This is a genomic window from Rhizobium sp. HT1-10 (assembly GCF_049472505.1).
In the GTDB taxonomy this organism is placed as follows: domain Bacteria; phylum Pseudomonadota; class Alphaproteobacteria; order Rhizobiales; family Rhizobiaceae; genus Rhizobium.
Map to the genome: position 1 here is coordinate 99,214 of NZ_JBCEBQ010000007.1, position 16,999 is coordinate 116,212.

The 16,999-nt window shown below is 63.3% G+C and carries 14 protein-coding genes; 9 read left to right on the forward strand and 5 right to left on the reverse strand.

The genetic code is table 11. The features are described 5' to 3' along the window. Positions 1–74 precede the first annotated feature (74 nt). On the forward strand, positions 75–443 hold the full coding sequence (locus tag VH564_RS17745; RefSeq protein ID WP_423341186.1) for a hypothetical protein: 369 nt from the start codon (positions 75–77) through the stop codon (positions 441–443). A 217-nt stretch (positions 444–660) separates the two neighbouring features. Beyond that, positions 661–2,037: a PepSY-associated TM helix domain-containing protein gene (locus tag VH564_RS17750; RefSeq protein WP_423341187.1), complete on the forward strand. Its 1,377-nt coding sequence runs from the start codon at positions 661–663 to the stop codon at positions 2,035–2,037. Positions 2,038–2,109: 72 nt separating this feature from the next. On the opposite strand, the gene VH564_RS17755 is transcribed toward VH564_RS17750, so the two are convergent. The 4 genes from VH564_RS17755 to pcaF all read right to left on the reverse strand — a co-directional run bounded on the left by VH564_RS17755 (position 2,110) and on the right by pcaF (position 8,679). Next, entirely contained in the window at positions 2,110–3,042 is a 933-nt protein-coding gene (locus tag VH564_RS17755) for an SDR family oxidoreductase (protein ID WP_423341370.1), read from the reverse strand. Between the two features lie 222 nt (positions 3,043–3,264). Next, the gene (locus VH564_RS17760) at positions 3,265–4,017 is read right to left on the reverse strand and encodes an EAL domain-containing protein (RefSeq protein ID WP_423341188.1); all 753 of its coding nucleotides are present in this window, start codon (positions 4,015–4,017) and stop codon (positions 3,265–3,267) included. Between the two features lie 205 nt (positions 4,018–4,222). Continuing rightward, complete coding sequence (locus VH564_RS17765; RefSeq protein WP_423341189.1) at positions 4,223–7,363, reverse strand: PAS domain-containing protein; 3,141 nt, start codon at positions 7,361–7,363, stop codon at positions 4,223–4,225. A gap of 110 nt (positions 7,364–7,473) precedes the next feature. Continuing rightward, positions 7,474–8,679 carry a 3-oxoadipyl-CoA thiolase gene (gene pcaF / locus VH564_RS17770; protein ID WP_423341190.1) on the reverse strand — a complete coding sequence of 402 codons (1,206 nt, stop codon included), beginning with the start codon at positions 8,677–8,679 and terminating at the stop codon, positions 7,474–7,476. Positions 8,680–8,998: 319 nt separating this feature from the next. On the opposite strand from pcaF, the gene VH564_RS17775 reads away from it, so the two are divergent. Beyond that, positions 8,999–9,796: a creatininase family protein gene (locus VH564_RS17775; RefSeq protein WP_423341191.1), complete on the forward strand. Its 798-nt coding sequence runs from the start codon at positions 8,999–9,001 to the stop codon at positions 9,794–9,796. A gap of 3 nt (positions 9,797–9,799) precedes the next feature. On the opposite strand, the gene VH564_RS17780 is transcribed toward VH564_RS17775, so the two are convergent. Next, on the reverse strand, positions 9,800–10,750 hold the full coding sequence (locus VH564_RS17780; RefSeq protein WP_423341192.1) for a LysR family transcriptional regulator: 951 nt from the start codon (positions 10,748–10,750) through the stop codon (positions 9,800–9,802). 183 nt (positions 10,751–10,933) lie between these two features. Between VH564_RS17780 and VH564_RS17785 the strand changes: the two genes are divergently transcribed. The 6 genes from VH564_RS17785 (at position 10,934) to VH564_RS17810 (ending at position 16,996) form a co-directional block, all read left to right on the forward strand. Continuing rightward, positions 10,934–11,953 carry an ABC transporter substrate-binding protein gene (locus tag VH564_RS17785; RefSeq protein ID WP_423341193.1) on the forward strand — a complete coding sequence of 340 codons (1,020 nt, stop codon included), beginning with the start codon at positions 10,934–10,936 and terminating at the stop codon, positions 11,951–11,953. Between the two features lie 71 nt (positions 11,954–12,024). Next, complete coding sequence (locus VH564_RS17790) at positions 12,025–12,852, forward strand: ABC transporter ATP-binding protein (protein WP_423341194.1); 828 nt, start codon at positions 12,025–12,027, stop codon at positions 12,850–12,852. Then, a complete protein-coding gene (locus VH564_RS17795; RefSeq protein WP_423341195.1) occupies positions 12,849–13,694 on the forward strand; it encodes an ABC transporter permease in 846 nt (281 codons plus the stop codon). The genes VH564_RS17790 and VH564_RS17795 overlap by 4 nt, the downstream gene beginning before the upstream one ends. After that, positions 13,694–15,007, forward strand: coding sequence for a cytosine deaminase (locus VH564_RS17800; RefSeq protein WP_423341196.1), 1,314 nt, complete (start codon positions 13,694–13,696; stop codon positions 15,005–15,007). The genes VH564_RS17795 and VH564_RS17800 overlap by 1 nt, the downstream gene beginning before the upstream one ends. Position 15,008: 1 nt before the next feature. Continuing rightward, on the forward strand, positions 15,009–16,418 hold the full coding sequence (locus VH564_RS17805) for an FAD-binding oxidoreductase (protein WP_423341197.1): 1,410 nt from the start codon (positions 15,009–15,011) through the stop codon (positions 16,416–16,418). Beyond that, positions 16,415–16,996 carry an NAD(P)H-dependent oxidoreductase gene (locus tag VH564_RS17810; protein ID WP_423341198.1) on the forward strand — a complete coding sequence of 194 codons (582 nt, stop codon included), beginning with the start codon at positions 16,415–16,417 and terminating at the stop codon, positions 16,994–16,996. Before VH564_RS17805 ends, VH564_RS17810 begins: the two co-directional genes overlap by 4 nt. The last annotated feature ends 3 nt before the right edge of the window (positions 16,997–16,999 follow it).

The window sequence follows — 16,999 nt, forward strand, 5'->3', positions numbered from 1 at the left end:
TCGCTTAGGCAAAGAGGCAGACAGGGCGGTGGGCGGCGTTGGACAGAGGTTTTTCCGGAACGAGACGATGGGCGGTGCGCATATTCTGCGTGCTGGCGCTTGTCGTTGCCGGCTTCGGTTCTCAATCGCCCGCTGCCGGTGCGGCAGAGCTGACACCGGCGGAACTCGCGCAATATCGATTGCCGGACGGCTCGCTGCCGATCCTGTGCATCACCTACAAGGATGAGGACGGCAAGACGCGCGGCAAGGTGCATGTACCTGCCTGCTATGCTTGCCAGCTTGCCTCAGCGGTTCTTTTGCCGGCGGTACCCTTCGTCGACAGCGGCCACCTGCCCTTCGTCGTTGCCAGCTTTGTGGCGCCGCGCCGCGCAGCCTTCCACCGCAGGCTCTATCCGCCCAACAGCGGCCCGCGTGCGCCACCCCATCTCACGACCGTTGCCTGAGCCTTCGCGTTGCAGCTTCGCTGCGACGTTTCTCGTCAACGGCGGCCGGATGCACCGACTGCGGTCGGGCGGGCTGTGAGAATGACTGGTCTTTCGCAAGCGCGCGCAAACTGAACGACGATCCGTTCAGTGATCTGGCGCGTGGCGGCTTCGACCGCAATGTCACATCATCCCACAGCCCCATGATCCATCCCGCCGCCCGCTCCCAGGGGACCTCATGTCTGCTTTCTCTGCGGCCGATCCATCGGCCATCTCAACGACGAATATCTCTTTGTACCGGGCCATATGGCGCTGGCACTTCTTTGCGGGGCTGCTCGTCATCCCCTTCATGATCAATCTCGCGGTTACCGGTTCGCTCTATCTTTTCAAGGACGAGATCGCCGATACCTTCTACGCATCCCGCAACATCGTAGCGGATAGCGGACCGCTGCTGTCACCCGAGCAGATCGTCGATGCGGCGGTGGCAAGCCAGCCGGGCGCGATCGCCACATCCTACCGAGAGGCGCCGACGGGAGAACGCTCGGCGGCCGTCACAGTCTCGCAGCACGGCCACTCCACCATCGTCTATGTCAATCCGCATAGCGGACAGGTGCTCGCTTCCGTTGGCTCGAAGGAAGAGTTCAGCTGGGTCGTCAAGCGCATCCACAGCCTCGAATATTTCGGCGAATGGACCAACCGGATCGTCGAGATCGTCGCCGGCTTCGCCCTGGTGCTGGTCGTCACCGGGATTTATCTCTGGTGGCCAAGGCAGCAGACGGGCGGGGTCCTCAGCATTCGCGGCACACCGTCGCGCCGTGTGTTCTGGCGCGATCTGCACGCGGTCACCGGCGCGGTCGCCGGCGTGGTGATCTTCTTCCTCGCCTTTAGCGGCATGCCCTGGTCCGGCTATTGGGGCGCCAATGTCAATGCCTGGCTGACGGCGCATGATCTCGGAGCGCCGGCAGCACTCTGGGACAAGGTTCCTGTCTCGACGAAGATGACGCACCATGTGGTCAGTCGTCCCGGCTGGGTGGTGGAGAATGCGCCGGTCCCGCTTTCCGATGCCTCCGCCACGGCGATGGGCGGCACGCCGATCGGTCTCAACGAGGCTGTTGCCGTCATGCACGGGCTGGGGATGGCGCCTGGTTCCGACATGTCGATCCCCGACGGCGGCACTGGCGTCTACACGGCAAGCCACTATTTCGGCGATCTCGCCAAGGAGCGGACCGTCCATATCGACCAATACAGCGGCAAACCGCTGGTCGACATCTCCTACGATCAATATCCGGCTCTAGGGCGCGCGATCGAGTGGAGCATCAATCTTCATCAGGGTCAGCAGTGGGGGATGTTCAACAAGCTGGTGATGCTGGCGACCTGCCTTGCGATCATCCTTTGCTGCGCGACGGGCGTCGTCATGTGGTGGAAGCGGCGGCCGTCCGGGCGGCTCGGCGTACCGCCGATGCCGGCGGAAAAATCGGTCTATCTCGGCCTCTGGCTGATCGCCATCGTCTTTGGTCTGGCCTTCCCGCTGACAGGCCTCGCCATCGTTGCAATGATCCTGATCGACCAGTTGCTGATCCGCTTCGTCCCGCCGCTCAGACGCTTCTTTTCATAAGCTCCGGGCTTCGGAGTGTCATGCAAACGCCCGGTTTCCCGGGCGCTTGCTCATTGGTGCTATTGCTTTGCCTTACGGCTGGCCGCTGCCGCCGGCGGCACCGTAGACCTGGCCCGTCGCATAGCTGGCATCGGCGGCGGCTAGCTGGACGTAGATCGAAGCGAGCTCGACCGGCTGGCCGGGCCTTCCCAGCGGCGTGTCGCCGCCGAAGGACATCAGCTTTTCCTGGGTGGCGCCGCCGCTAACCTGCAGCGGAGTCCAGATCGGACCGGGCGCAACGCCGTTGACGCGAATGCCCTTGGGGCCGAGCTGCTTGGCCATGGACTTGGTGAAGGACATCATCCCCGCCTTGGTCATGGCGTAGTCGACCAGGTTCTCAGAGGGGTCATAGGCCTGCTCCGACGTCGTCTGGATGATCGCGGAGCCCGGCGGAAGATGCGGCAACGCCGCCTTCGTCAGCCAAAAAGTCGCATAGAGGTTCGTCTTCATCGTCGCGTCGAAATCCTCGCTGGATATGTCGAGGAGCGAGGGGCGCTGCTGTTGGCGGCTGGCGTTGTTGACGAGGATGTCGAGCCCGCCCAGTTGGCGTACTGCCTCGTCGACGATCTTGCGGCAATGCTCCTCGTCGCGAATATCGCCCGGCAGCGCCACGGCGATCCGGCCTTCCTTCCTGATGAGATCGATCACCTCGCGGGCGTCGGGCTCCTCATCCGGCAGGTAGCTGATCGCGACATCGGCGCCCTCTCGCGCATAGGCGATGGCCGCCGCGCGGCCCATGCCGGAGTCACCGCCTGTTATCAGTGCCTTGCGCCCCATCAATCGACCGGAGCCCTTGTAGCTGGTCTCGCCGTGGTCCGGTTTCGGATCCATCTTGCCGGCAAGTCCAGGCCAGGGCTGCGTCTGCGACTTGAAGGGCGGCTTCGGGTAGAGTGTCGCTGGGTTGCTGATCTTCGGCTGCGACGGGGCCGCGGCGGCCGGTGCTGCCTCGGCTCCGCGCGTCGACATGGCGGCGGCGGCAACGGCTGCAGTAGCACCGCCGACAATCGATCGGCGGGTTAGTTTCGGCGTCGCGGATTCGTCTTTCTTGGTCACGTGCTTTCCCTTTCAGCTTTTGCTTCGGGGAGGGTAACCAGCCTATTTCCAATCAGTTCCGTAAGGAATGGCCGCTCCGGAAAGCGTGAATTGAGCCCGGTGTGTCCGCTTGCACGCTACCTGTGGTAGCAGGGGCTAGTGCTGGAGGAAGGCGATGTCTTTCGCAACCGCTTCGAACACCGGCTTGGAGAAGAGGTAACCCTGCATCAGTTCGACGCCCAGGTCCTGAAGCACCAACCGTTCCGCCTGGGTCTCAATTCCCTCGCAGAGCGGGATGATGCCCATGTCCTTTAACATCGCCACCGTGTGCCGGACAATCGTGCGCTTCACGCTATTGCTGTCGACGTTGCGGATCAGCTCCATGTCGAGCTTCACGATGTCAGGCTGAAACTTCGCCAGGAGACCCAGCCCCGCGTGACCCGCGCCAAAGTCGTCGATCGCGGTCATGAAGCCGATTTCACGATAGGTGGAGAGGATCCGCAGCACATGGTCGGTATCCAGTTTTTCATCCTCGGTGAATTCGAAGATGATCTGACTAGCCGGGAAACCGGTCTTCTTGGCGGTCGCCAGCGTCAGTTGAATACAGGCTTTGGCCTCGTAGACCGCGTTCGGCATGAAGTTGATCGAGAGCCGGGGGGCTTCCTGCTCCGGAAAGACGCGCGAAGCGAGCTCGATTGCCTTGACGCGGCATTGCTGGTCGAAAGCATAGCGATTTTCATCGGCGACGGCGGACAGGACACTGCCGGCACCCTCGCCGTTTGCACCGCGCACCAGCGCCTCATGGGCGTAAACGGTGCCGTTCGTGACATTGACGATAGGCTGCAGCGCCATCGAAAAGGGCATTGGAAATTTTTGGCCGTCCTTGCAGCCTTGGCATTGATTTGTCATCGTCTGTTCCCGTGTTCGCAACGACTTTAGTAAAAACCAGGTGCGAGGAAAACGTTCGGAACCGTACCAAGTTCAGGAAAAATTTGCCGCAGGCACAGATCGGCCCGCCGTGTTGCGCAGTCAATCACGGCAAGTCCGCCCGCGTCGGCCGCCGCAGGCGCTTGCCCCCAGTCGGGAAAGCCGCTCGGGCCGTTGGTTGCCGTTGTCAGCCCCTGGTCGGCTCGGCACCGGAGGCTTTTTCCTCCGTCCTCGTCGCTGACGACACCGATGCGCAGACGGCGGCAATCAGGGCATTGGCGTCATAGGGCTTGCCGAGCACGAAGGCATCGCGGTCGCCGGCGACGCTGGAGGGATCGCCTGTTGCAAAAACAATAGCAGCCGAGGGTCGTATCGCCCGCGCCCGCTTGGCAAGCTCCGGTCCGGGAACGCCAGGCAGGTTTATGTCGGTGACGAGAACGTCGAATGGCACCGTTTCCAGCGCCGCCATTGCCTCTTCGGCGCTGCCGGCCTCGATAACGATGCAGCCGGCCTCCTGAAGCGCCTCGCCGGTGCTCATGCGGATGAGATTGTCGTCCTCGACCAGCAGCACGGTCAGTTGCGAGGTAACAAAGGGCTTGTGAACCGACGCGTTGCTCGAAGTGGGGGACGCCACCTTCGCGGAGCTGTCCTTTGCCAGTATCCGCTGGCTCCGGTTGCTCAACACGTGACGGAATTTGCGGGCCATGGCTTCGCGCGTATAGGGCTTCGAGAGAAGTTCGACGCCGGCATCGAGCTTGCCGCCGTGCACGATCGAGTTCTCCGTATAGCCCGAGGTGAAGAGCACGGCGATATCGGGCAGGCGCTCGCGGGCTTTGCGCGCGAGTTCGGGACTTTTCAGCGTTCCCGGCATGACCACATCGGTAAACAGGATGTCGATCGGGATGCCGCTTTCGATAACGTTCAGGGCGCTGGCCGCATCGACGGCCTTGAGGACGCGATAACCGAGGTCGGACAGCAGGGAGACGACGGTTTCTCGCACCGCATCGTCGTCCTCCACGACAAGTACCGTCTCTGTGCCGCCGGCGATCGGTCCAGTGTCGACGGCGATCTCGATGTCCTCGCTCTGCACCGCGCGCGGCAGGTACAGCTTGATCGTCGTTCCCTCGCCCACTTCGGAATAGATCTTCACGTGACCGCCGGACTGCTTGACGAAGCCGTAGACCATCGACAGGCCGAGCCCCGAGCCCTTGCCTTCCGCCTTGGTGGAGAAAAAGGGTTCGAATACCTTTTCAAGAATGTCGGGCGACATGCCCGAGCCGGTGTCGCTAACGGCGAGCATGACGTACTGGCCCGGGGTAACCTCGTCGTGGTCAAGCGCATAGGCATCGTCGAGATGCGCGTTGGCGAGTTCGATGGTCAGCTTACCATTGCCATTCATCGCATCGCGGGCATTGATGGCCAGATTGAGCAGGGCGTTCTCGACCTGGGCAGGGTCGATATAGGTGTTCCACAGGCCACCGGCGACGACGGTCTCCACTTCGATCGACTCGCCGATCGCCCGGCGGAGCATGTCGTCCATGCCGTTGACGAAGCGGCTGATATTGACGACCTTCGGCTCGAGCGCCTGGCGGCGGCCGAATGCGAGAAGCTGGCTTGCCAGCTTTGAGCCGCGCGACACGCCGGCCATGGCATTGGCTACGCGGGTTTCCGCCCTCTGGTTGCCGGCAATGTCCCTTGCCAGCAGCTGCAGATTGCCGGATACGACCTGCAGCAGGTTGTTGAAGTCGTGCGCCACGCCGCCGGTCAACTTGCCGACGGTCTCCATCTTCTGCGCCTGCATCAGTTTTGCCTCGGCAGCGCGCCGTTCGCCGATCTCGGCGACAACACGCGCTTCCAGGTTTTCATTGACCTGGCGAAGCTGCTCCTCGGCCCGTTCGCGATGGCGCACCTGCCGTGCCAGGGCATCGGCCTGTTCGCGCAAGGCCGCCTCTGCCGCCCGCTGGTGGGTGATGTCGGTGTGGACGCCCACCCATTCGAAGATCTCGCCCGCCGCGTCGAGGATCGGCAGGGCACGGATCGCAAACCGCCGCCACGCGCCGTCGTGCCTTTGTACCCGATGCTCGTGGACGAACATGCTTTTCGTATCGACGGCCTGCTGCCAGGCTTCGACAGTGGCTTCAGCGTCGTCGCCGTGGACGGCCTTCGTCCAGCCGTAGCCTTCGTATTCTTCGCGCGTCTGCCCCGTCAGTTTCGACCAGCCGTGTTGCTCCCCGATCATCCGGCCGTCGGCGCTGTTGGTCCACAACACACCGTGGACGGCATCCATAGCCTTGCGGAAGCGGCTGTTGCTGACGGCAAGGGCGGCTTCGCGCTGGGCCCGCTCCTCGATATCGACACCGAGAATGTGCACTCCCGCCACCGAGCCATCGGGCTCGATACGCGGCACATAGCGCACTTCCATACGGCGCGTGGTGCCATTGACGTGGGGAAGGATGGCTTCCGAGGCGAAGCTTTCGCCGGCAAGCCCGCGCGAAATGGAAGCCGCGCGATTGGCATAGGCCGCCTCGCCGATGACATCGCGCACGTGCCGGCCGATCATGCTGGCAGGATCAACGCCGAACCACTCCCGGTAGGTGCCGTTGGCGAACCGATAGATGTGATCCTGGTCGACATAGGAAATCAGCATCGGCACGGCATCGGTGACGCTGCGCAGTTCCGCCTCGCGCGCCGCCAGCCGGGCTTCGGCCAGGATGCGGGCGCTGTTGTCGATGAGAGTGCACATGACGCCGCCGACCTGGCCGTCGCCGTCATAAACGGGCGTATAGAAAAGGTCGAGATAGAGGATCTCCGCGCCATGGGCGCGGTTAAAGGTGATCGGCTGATCGCGGTGGGTGACTGTCTCACCCCGCAGCCCGGCCTCCAGGATGGGGCGGTTCCACTCCCAGACTTCCGGGAAGGCGGCCGCCACGGGCGTGCCGAACGCCATGGGGTGACGGTCGTCCGCGATCCGGGTGTAGGCATCATTGTAGATCATGACGTGCTGCTCGCCCCACATCAGCACTTTTGCGACGGGCGAATTGACGATGTTGGCAACGGTCGCCCGCATTTCCAGGCTCCATCCTTCGATGGGGCCGAGCAGGCTCTTGTTCCAGTCGCGGGATCGGATGAGTGCGCCGCATTCGCCGCCGCCGAGCGGCCAGTTGCCGACCGGCAAACTGATCGGGCCAACCTCGCCGTCGCGAAGCTTGCAAAGGGCGGCACGGACCACCTCGCTGGCATTGGCATAATCGCCGGATGCTAGGCTGTCGTTGATAAACCCCTCGAGTTCGGGGGTAAGTGAGACATTGCGAGATTGACGTTGGGCCATTGCTCGTCCTGACAGGTCAAATTTGCCGTGTCAACAAATGTCACGATGCCGAATGCGGTTGTTTTACAATAATGTTATTCTCGCCGGTCACGGCAGTTCAAGGCCCTGATCTATATGCGCTCCAGCGCGATTGCGATCCCCTGACCGACGCCGATGCACATGGTGGACAACGAATAACGGCCGCCGGTTTCTCGCAGTTCGAGAGCTGCCGTGCCGGTGATTCGCGCGCCGGACATGCCGAGCGGGTGACCGAGCGCGATTGCCCCGCCGTTTCGGTTCACGCGGCCGTCGTCATCGGCAATTCCGAGTTCCCGCAACACGGCAAGGCCTTGGCTGGCGAAGGCCTCGTTGAGTTCGATGATGTCAAACTGGTCCTGCGTCATGCCGAGCCGCGTCATCAGCTTGCGCGATGCCGGGACTGGCCCCATTCCCATGAGGCGTGGCGCCACGCCCGCCGCCGCGCCGCCCAGGATGCGCGCAATGGGCGTCAGGCCATGTTTCCTGGCTGCGGCTTCCGAGGCAATGATCAACGATGCGGCGCCGTCGTTGACGCCGGAGGCATTGCCGGCCGTGACGGTGCCGCCTTCTTTCTTGAACGGCGTGCCCAGTTTGCCGAGCGCCTCCATCGTCGTCGCGCGCGGATGCTCGTCCCTGTCGACGACGATCGGGTCGCCCTTGCGCTGGGCGATGGTGGTCGGGGTGATCTCCCTATCGAGCCGGCCGTTGGCCTGGGCCGCCGCTGCCTTGGCCTGGCTGGAGAGCGCGAAGGCGTCCTGGTCGTCGCGGCTGACCTTGTATTCTTCGGCGACGTTCTCGCCGGTTTCCGGCATGCTGTCGACGCCGTATTGCCTTTTCATCAGCGGGTTGACGAAGCGCCAGCCGATCGTCGTGTCGTGGATCTCGGCGCTGCGAGAAAAGGCGGTCTCGGCCTTCGGCATGACGAAGGGCGCGCGAGACATGCTTTCGACGCCGCCGGCGATCATCAGTTCCGCTTCGCCTGCCCGAATGGCGCGGGAGGCAGCTAAGATCGCGTCCATGCCGGAGCCGCAGAGGCGGTTGATCGTCGTGCCCGGGACGGAGATCGGCAGGCCGGCCAGCAGCGACGACATGCGCGCGACATTGCGATTGTCCTCGCCGGCCTGGTTGGCGCATCCGAAAATGACGTCTTCCACCGCGTCCCAATCCACGGAGCCGTTGCGGATCATCAAGGCCTTCAGAGGAACGGCGCCGAGATCGTCGGTTCGAACCGAGCTCAAAGCGCCGCCGAAGCGGCCGATCGGCGTTCGGATATAGTCACAGATAAATGCCTCGGCCATGGGGCTCTCCTCAAATGTCGGGGAGCTCAACGCCTGTCATGGCCTGACGTCCTCGTGCGACATGGCAAAGCTTTTCGCTCAGCCCGAAGCGTCCGTCAACACTGTCTCGCCGACCTTGGGCGAGCAGGCGAGACGGTCGTGCGCTGGTCCGCGACCGCTTGCCGCCGACTGAGGCCGTCCGTTCGTCGCCGTTAGTCCCAGCCGGCATGCCATTCTCTCCAATGCCCTCAAAAAGGCATCAGCGCTGGCACAAATTGATGCTTTTCGCGTGCGGTGGATTTCCTTTACTCAGAAGTCACAGACAATGAGGGACAGGGCGATGTCGACGCCATTTTACTGGAACGAGCTGAACACCTACGATTTTGCCGGGCTGTCTCCCGACACCACCATCGCCATCCTGCCGATCGCCTCCACCGAGCAGCATGGCCCGCATCTGCCTGTTGCCACCGATGTGGCGATCGCCAACGGTATGCTGGCCGAGCTGCGCCGTCAGCGCCAGGACGACCTCGACATCCTCGTTCTGCCGACCCAGGAAATCGGCAAGGCCAACGAGCATGTCTACGGTCCCGGCACACTGTCGCTCAGTGCGGAACTGTTGATCCCGGTGTGGACGGCGATCGGCGCCAAGGTGGCCGAAACGGGCCTGCGCAAGATGGTGATCGTCAACTCCCATGGCGGCAATGTCGACATCATGAGCATCGTCGCCCGCGAGCTGCGCGTCCGCTACCAGATGGCCGTCCTGTCGACGCAATGGGGCCGCTTCGGAAATCCGGAAGGCCTGATCAGCGACCATGAATCGCGCTATGGCATCCACGGCGGCGAGGTGGAGACCTCGCTGATGCTGCATTTCCGCCCGGATCTGGTGCGGATGGACAAGGCGCAGAATTTCATCTCGAAAGCAGAATGGATGGGCGAGCAGTCGAAATATATCCAGCCCCTGCCGCCGCATTCGCTGGCCTGGATCGCCCATGACCTCAACCCCAACGGCGTCGTCGGCGACGCTTCACTCGGCACCGCGGAAAAGGGCGCGGCCATCTGCCGGCATCAGGTCGAGGGCTTCGTCGAGATGCTGTACGACCTCAAGGCCTATCCGCTCTCCAATCTCTACACGCCGTGATCCTCAGGCGACGGCCGGGCGGTCGGGGGCGATATGGCCCTTGCCCTGCAGCTCCTTGACGAGCCCGGCCAGCTCGGCCAGCAGATATTCGACGAACAGGCTGGTGGCGGCGTCGAGCGGCGCGCGCGCCCGGGCGAACAGTTTCATCGGTTGATGGCGGGTATGGGGTTCGGCAATCGCCCGGAACACCAGTTCGCCCGAGCGGCATTCGGTGATAACGTCGAGCGGATTCAGCAATGTCAGCCCCGCCCCGCATTTCACCAGCTTCTTCAGCATTTCCGAGGCATTGGTCTCCACGACCGGCTCGACATGCACGTCGAGCCGGGCCAGCATCAGGTTGATGGCGTCGCGCAGGCTGGTGCCCGACTGCGCCAGCACCAGCCGCTCCTGCACGACGTCGGCAAGGTTGATCGGGCCGGGTGCCAAGAGCCGGTGGCCGCGCGGAAAGACCACGCCGATCGGGATGTCGAAATTCGCCAGGGTGCGAATGCCGGGTGTGGCCGGTATGTTGAAGCCGAGGCCGATATCCACCTCCCCCGTCAGCACCGGGTTGACCGTCGTCGTGCCTGCATCGTTGCGCAGCTGCAGGAAGACGCGCGGATGCTCCAGTTGGAAGCGGGCGATGATATCGGGCAACGGTCCCGAGGCGAGCCCGACTGTTGTCACCAGCCGGATCTTGCCGGCCTGCTGGGTCTTCAGGCTGCGGATGCGCCCCTCGAGCCGTTCATAGGTCTTCAGCACCTCGCGGATATGCTCGATACAGAGCTCGCCGGCCGCCGTCAGGCGCAGGCCGCGCGGCAGGCGCTCGAACAGTGGCGCCCCCATTTCCTCCTCCAGCGCCAGGATCTGCCGGTTGATCGCCGACGAAGCCACGTTCAGCCGCGCCGCCGCCTTACGAATCGAGCCGCAGCGGGCGATCTCATTCATGTAGAGAAGCTTCCTGGAATGCAGCATCGTCGCCTCCATGCGTTAATTTTGGGCAGTCCGCACAAATTCGGTACAGGCCATCCGTGGGATGCCAAAAAGGCATCGTTGTGCACGAATTTTGGTGCTTTTCAAAGCGCAAGGCAACCGCTCAAATGGCAAAAAGCGGCAGCCTGGAAGGGCCGTCGGCAGCCACAAAGGGGAACGCCTGCCATGTCGAAGCTCATGAACACCATTGCCTTTTCTGCGGTTCTCGGTCTCAGCCTCGGCGGCGCGCTTGCGTCTGCCCCGGCCTACGCGCTGGACCAGGTGACCTATGGCACCAACTGGCTGGCGCAGGCCGAGCACGGCGGCTTCTACCAGGCCGTCGCTGACGGCACCTATGCCAAGCACGGGCTGGACGTCAAAATCGTCCAGGGCGGTCCCAACGCCGCCAACAGCGCGCTGCTGATTGCCGGCAAGATCGACTTCTACATGGGTGGACCGCAGCAGGAGCTTTCGGCTGTCGAACAGGGCATCCCGATCGTCGACGTTGCGGCGATCTTCCAGAAGGATCCGCAGGTCCTGCTCGCCCATCCCGATGCCGGTGTCGACAAGTTCGAGGATCTGGCCAAGCTCCATACGCTGTTCATGAGCAAGGACGGCTATCTCACCTACTTCGAATGGATGAAGGCCAACTTCAAGGGCTTTGCCGATGAGCAGTACAAGCCCTATACCTTCAATTCCGGGCCCTTCCTTGCCGACAAGCAATCGGCCCAGCAGGGCTACCTGACCTCGGAGCCCTACGAGATCGAAAAGCAGACCGGCATTGTCCCGAAGGTCTTCCTGCTCGCCGACAGCGGCTATTCGCCCTATTCGACGATGATCACCACTTCGAAGACGATGATCGACAGCAAGCCTGATGTCGTCCAGCGCTTCGTCGATGCCTCGATCGAGGGCTGGTACAACTATCTCTACGGCGACAACAGCAAGGCAAACGCCCTGATCAAGACCGACAATCCTGACATGACGGACGGGCAGATCGCCTATTCGATCGCCAAGATGAAGGAATACGGTATCGTCGAATCCGGCGAGGCGCTCGACAAGGGCATCGGCTGCATGACGGACGCCCACTACAAGAAGTTCTTCGAGGAGATGGTTGGCATCAAGGTCGTCAAGCCGGACACGGATTACACCAAGGCCTTCACGACGAAGTTCGTCTGCAAGGGCACCGGCATGGCGCTGAAGAAATAGTCGCCACGACGCCCGAGAGGTTCGCCATGTCAGCAAGGCGAACCGCAACCGCCTCCATGAAGAGCCAGTCCATGTCCCTAGCCGAACCCCAGGCGGCACGACCGACGGAAGCCCGCAAACGTCCGCTCGTCGTCATGCAGTCGGTGTCGAAGGTCTTCTCCAGCGGCACGACCGCGCTGTCCGACATGTCGCTGACGGTGGAGAGCGGCGAGTTCGTCAGCCTGCTCGGACCCTCCGGCTGCGGCAAGTCGACGGCGCTGCGCATCATCGCCGGGCTCGGCGGCGCCAGCAGCGGCAGCATCGACTGGCCGAGTTCGCGCATCAACGCCAGGGGCCTGCCGGAAGGCGACATCGGCTTCGTCTTCCAGGAGCCGACGCTGATGCCCTGGAAGACGGCCTTCGGAAACGTCTATCTGCCGCTGCGCCTGCGCGGCGTGTCGAAGGCAGCCGCCCGCGCGCCGATCATGGAGGCGCTGGAGACCGTCGGTCTCACCGATTTCGCCGATGCCTATCCACGCGAACTGTCCGGCGGCATGAAGATGCGCGTATCGATCGCGCGGGCACTGGTGACGAAGCCGAAGCTGCTGCTGATGGACGAGCCATTTGCCGCGCTCGACGAGATCAGTCGCCAGAAGCTCAATGACGACGTGCTCAGGCTCTGGAAGACCACCGGCATCACGGTGATCTTCGTCACCCATTCGGTGTTCGAATCCGCCTATCTCTCCAACCGCATTGTCGTGATGAAATCGCGGCCCGGCCGCGTCCACGCGGATCTGCCGCTGATCACCAGCCTCGAGCGGGATGCCCATTACCGCACCTCCGAGGAATATCGGCAGGCCTGCGAAACCGTGTCCCGCGCGCTGATCGGGGCCATCAACGCGGCAAAGGATGAGCAATGAGCCTCGAGCCGACCGTCGCACCGTCGCCACAGCAGTTGCAGGCATCCAGGGCCGCGTATCGCGACCTCGTGCTGCGCATCACGGTTCCCCTGCTGGTCATCGCCGCGCTGGTGCTGATCTGGTATGCCTATGTTCGTCTCTCCGGCATTCCGCCCTATATTCTCCCCGGTCCGGTCGCCGTCGCCAATGCCTTCGTTACCGATTGGGGCACGCTCGCGCCGGCGCTTTGGGTCACCACCAAGATCACGCTGATCTCGCTGCTGCTGGCGCTGGTCGGCGGCTGCGGCTTTGCCATCTTCCTGGTCCAGTCGCGCTGGATCGAGCTCGCCTTCTATCCGCTCGCCGTCATCCTGCAGGTTACGCCCGTCGTCGCGATCTCGCCGTTGATCCTGATCTATGCGCCCTCGACCCAGTCGGCGCTGCTGATCTGCGCCTTTCTCGTCGCCTTCTTCCCGATCCTTTCGAACATGGTGCAAGGGCTGAAGAGCGTCGATCACAACCTCATCAATCTCTACGAGCTCTACGGCGCGTCCCGCTGGCAGACGCTGCTCTACCTGAAACTTCCGGCAGCCCAGCCCTATTTCATGACCGGGCTCAGGATCGGCGGCGGCCTGGCGCTGATCGCCGCTGTCGTCGCCGAGTTTGCCGCTGGCTCGGCGGGTGCGGGCTCCGGCCTCGCCTTCCGTCTGCTCGAAGCGCAATACCGCATGAACATTCCCCGCCTGTTCGCCGCCCTTTTGATGCTGTCGCTGCTTGGCGTGGCGATCTTCGCGATTACCTCCTTCATTGCCTGGGCAAGCCTGCACCGTTGGCATGAAAGCAGTCTGAAGCGAGAAAACTGATGTCGATATCCTTCCTCTCCCCGCCCAATGCCGCACGCTTCGTGCTCAGCCATGCGACGCTGCCGGCGGTTGCCGTCGAGGGCTTTGCCACAGCCGCCAACGAGGGCCTGGTCAAGGCCGACCTCGTCGTCAACGACGGCCTGATCGAGGCGATCCTGCCCGCTGGCAGCGCGCCGGTCGAGCTGGCGAGATCTGATCTGAAGGACGGCATGGTCTGGCCCTGCTTTGCCGATATCCATACCCACCTCGACAAAGGCCACATCTCCGCGCGCCATGCCAATCCGGACGGCACGTTCACCGGCGCGCTCGACGCCGTGCGCACCGATCGCGAGGCCCACTGGTCGGCTGCCGACGTCCGGGCGCGCATGGAGTTTTCGCTGCGCTCGGCCTATGCCCACGGCACCAGCCTGATCCGCACCCACCTGGATTCGCTGGCGCCGCAGCACCGCATCTCCTTCGATGTCTTCGACGAGGTTCGCGACGCCTGGAAGGACCGGATCGCGCTGCAGGCCGTCGCCCTCTTCCCGATGGAGGCGATGGCCGATGCCGCCTATTTCGCCGATCTCGTTGCGGTCGTCAGGCAAAAGCGAGGGCTGCTCGGCGGTGTCACGCGGATGAGCGCCGATCTCACCTGGCAGCTCGACACCCTGTTCCGCGCGGCAGCCGAGAACGGCCTCGACGTCGACCTGCATGTCGACGAGACCGACGACCCCGCAGCCGAGACGCTGAAGGCTGTGGCGGAGGCCGTGCTGCGCAATCGCTTCGCCGGCAAGGTCACCGCCGGCCATTGCTGCTCGCTCGCCCGCCAGGACGACGACACGGCGCGCCGCACGGTGTATCTGGTGGCGGAAGCCGGAGTATCGGTCATCTCGCTGCCGATGTGCAATATGTACCTGCAGGACCGCTATCCGGACCGGACCCCGCGCTGGCGGGGCGTGACGCTGTTCAAGGAACTGGCGGTGTCAGGCGTTCAGACAGCCGTCGCCTCCGACAACACCCGTGATCCCTTCTATGCCTATGGTGACCTCGATCCCGTCGAGGTGTTTCGCGAGGCGGTGCGCATCCTGCATCTCGACCATCCGCTAGACACTGCGGCCCGCGTCGTCACCACGTCTGCGGCTGATATCGTCGGCCGGCGGGACATGGCCCGCATCGCCGTCGGCGCGCCGGCCGATCTCGTTCTCTTCAGCGCCCGCCGCTGGAGCGAATTCCTCTCCCGGCCGCAATCCGATCGCGTCGTGCTCCGGCGCGGCAAGATGATCGACCGCAGCCTGCCGGATTACCGTGAACTCGATAGCGTCGTTGGAGCCTGACATGCCGGATTATCAGCTGATCAAACAGGAACTGGACGGCATCGCGGTCGAGGACAATCCGGCACTGGTGCGCCAGAAGAGCCGCGATTTCTTCTGGTACTCGCCGATCCTGAAGGCCCAGCTCGACCATGTGACGGCCGATCTGGTGGTGACGCCGAAGACGGAAGCCGAGGTCATACGCACCCTGAAGGTGGCCTTCGCCCATGGCGTACCGGTCACGCCACGCGGCGCCGGCACCGGCAATTACGGCCAGGCCATGCCGCTATCCGGCGGCATCGTGCTCAATCTCGCCGGCATGGACAAGATCAGGGAAATCCACACCGGCCGCGTCATTTGCGAGCCCGGCATCGTCATTGCCGAACTCGACCGCCAGACCAAGGCCCATTCCGGCCAGGAGCTGCGCTTCCATCCCTCGACCAAGCAGACGGCCACCATCGGCGGCTTCATCGCCGGCGGCTCCGGCGGCGTCGGATCGATCACCTGGGGCGGACTGCGCGACATCGGCAACATATTGCGGCTGCGGGTGGTGACGATGGAGGCCGAACCCCGTGTCCTCGACCTCACCGGCTGGGACCTGCAGAAGGTCAGCCACGCCTATGGCACCAACGGCATCATCACCGAGATCGAGATGCCGCTGGCGCCGGCCTATGACTGGGTCGACGTGCTGGTCGGCTATGACGACTTCATGGCCGCGGTGCGCTTTTCCGATGCGCTGGCCAAATGCAACGGCATCCTGGTCAAGGAAATCGCCCCCATCGCGGCGCCGATCCCCTACGACTACTTTACCCGCCACAAGCCGTTCATCCGCGAAGGGCAATCGGTCGTCGTGCTGATGGTTGCGCCCCATTCGATGGACGCCTTCCTCGCCTTCACGGCGTCGCAGAAGGGCGAGGTGATCTTCCGCTCGGATACGGTCGAGAGCATGAAGGGCATCCCACATGCCTACGAGCTCGCCTGGAACCACACGACGCTGCGCGCCCTCAAGGTCGATCCTGGCTTTACCTATTTGCAGGTGCAATATCCCGGCCCCGATCATGTGGCGAAGGTCGCCAAGATGGTCGAGATCTTTGGCGACGAAGTGCCGGGTCATCTGGAGTTCATGCGCTTCGACGGCCAGGTGCAGTGCTCCGGCCTGCCGCTGGTGCGTTACACGACCGAGGCGCGACTGGAGGAAATCATCAAGATCCACCAGGACCACGGCTGCCCGATCTTTAATCCGCACCGCTACACGCTGGAAGAAGGCGGCATGAAGCAGACCGACAAGGTGCAGCTTGCCTTCAAGCACGAGACCGACCCGAAGGGTCTGCTCAACCCCGGCAAGATGATCGCCTGGGACAATCCGGATTTCGATTTTGCGGCCGGCAAGAACTATCTGTTTCCAGGTCTTTCGAGCGTGATGGAGCCGCAATGAGAGTTCTCGTCCTGCATTCGCATCCGGTGGAATCGAGCTACGGGGCGGCACTCTACCGGCAGACGGTGACGAGTCTCGAGGCTGCCGGGCACACGGTCGACGGCTGCGATCTCTATGCCGAGAAGTTCGACCCGGTTCTCTCCCGTCACGACCGGCTGGTCTATCATGATTATCCCGAAAACACCGGGCTGGTGGAGCCCTATGTCGAGCGGCTGCGCCAGGCGGAAGGTCTGGTCATCGTCACGCCGGTCTGGAACTTCGGTTTTCCGGCCATGCTGAAAGGCTATTTCGACCGGGTCTGGCTGCCCGGCGTCTCCTTCGAGCTGGTCAATGGCCAGGTCGAATCGCGGCTGCGCCATATCCGCAAGCTGGCCGCCGTTCTCACCTATGGCGCAACGCCGTTCCGTGCCTTTGTCGCCGGCAATCCCCCAAAGAAGATCGTCAAGCGTGTCCTGCGCGCCCAGATCAATCCGCTTCGCCCGGTGACGTTTCTGGCCCATTACGACATGAACAATTGCACGGAGCAAACCCGGGCCGCCTTCATGGCCAGGGTGAAGACGTCGATGGAGCGGTTCTAGCTT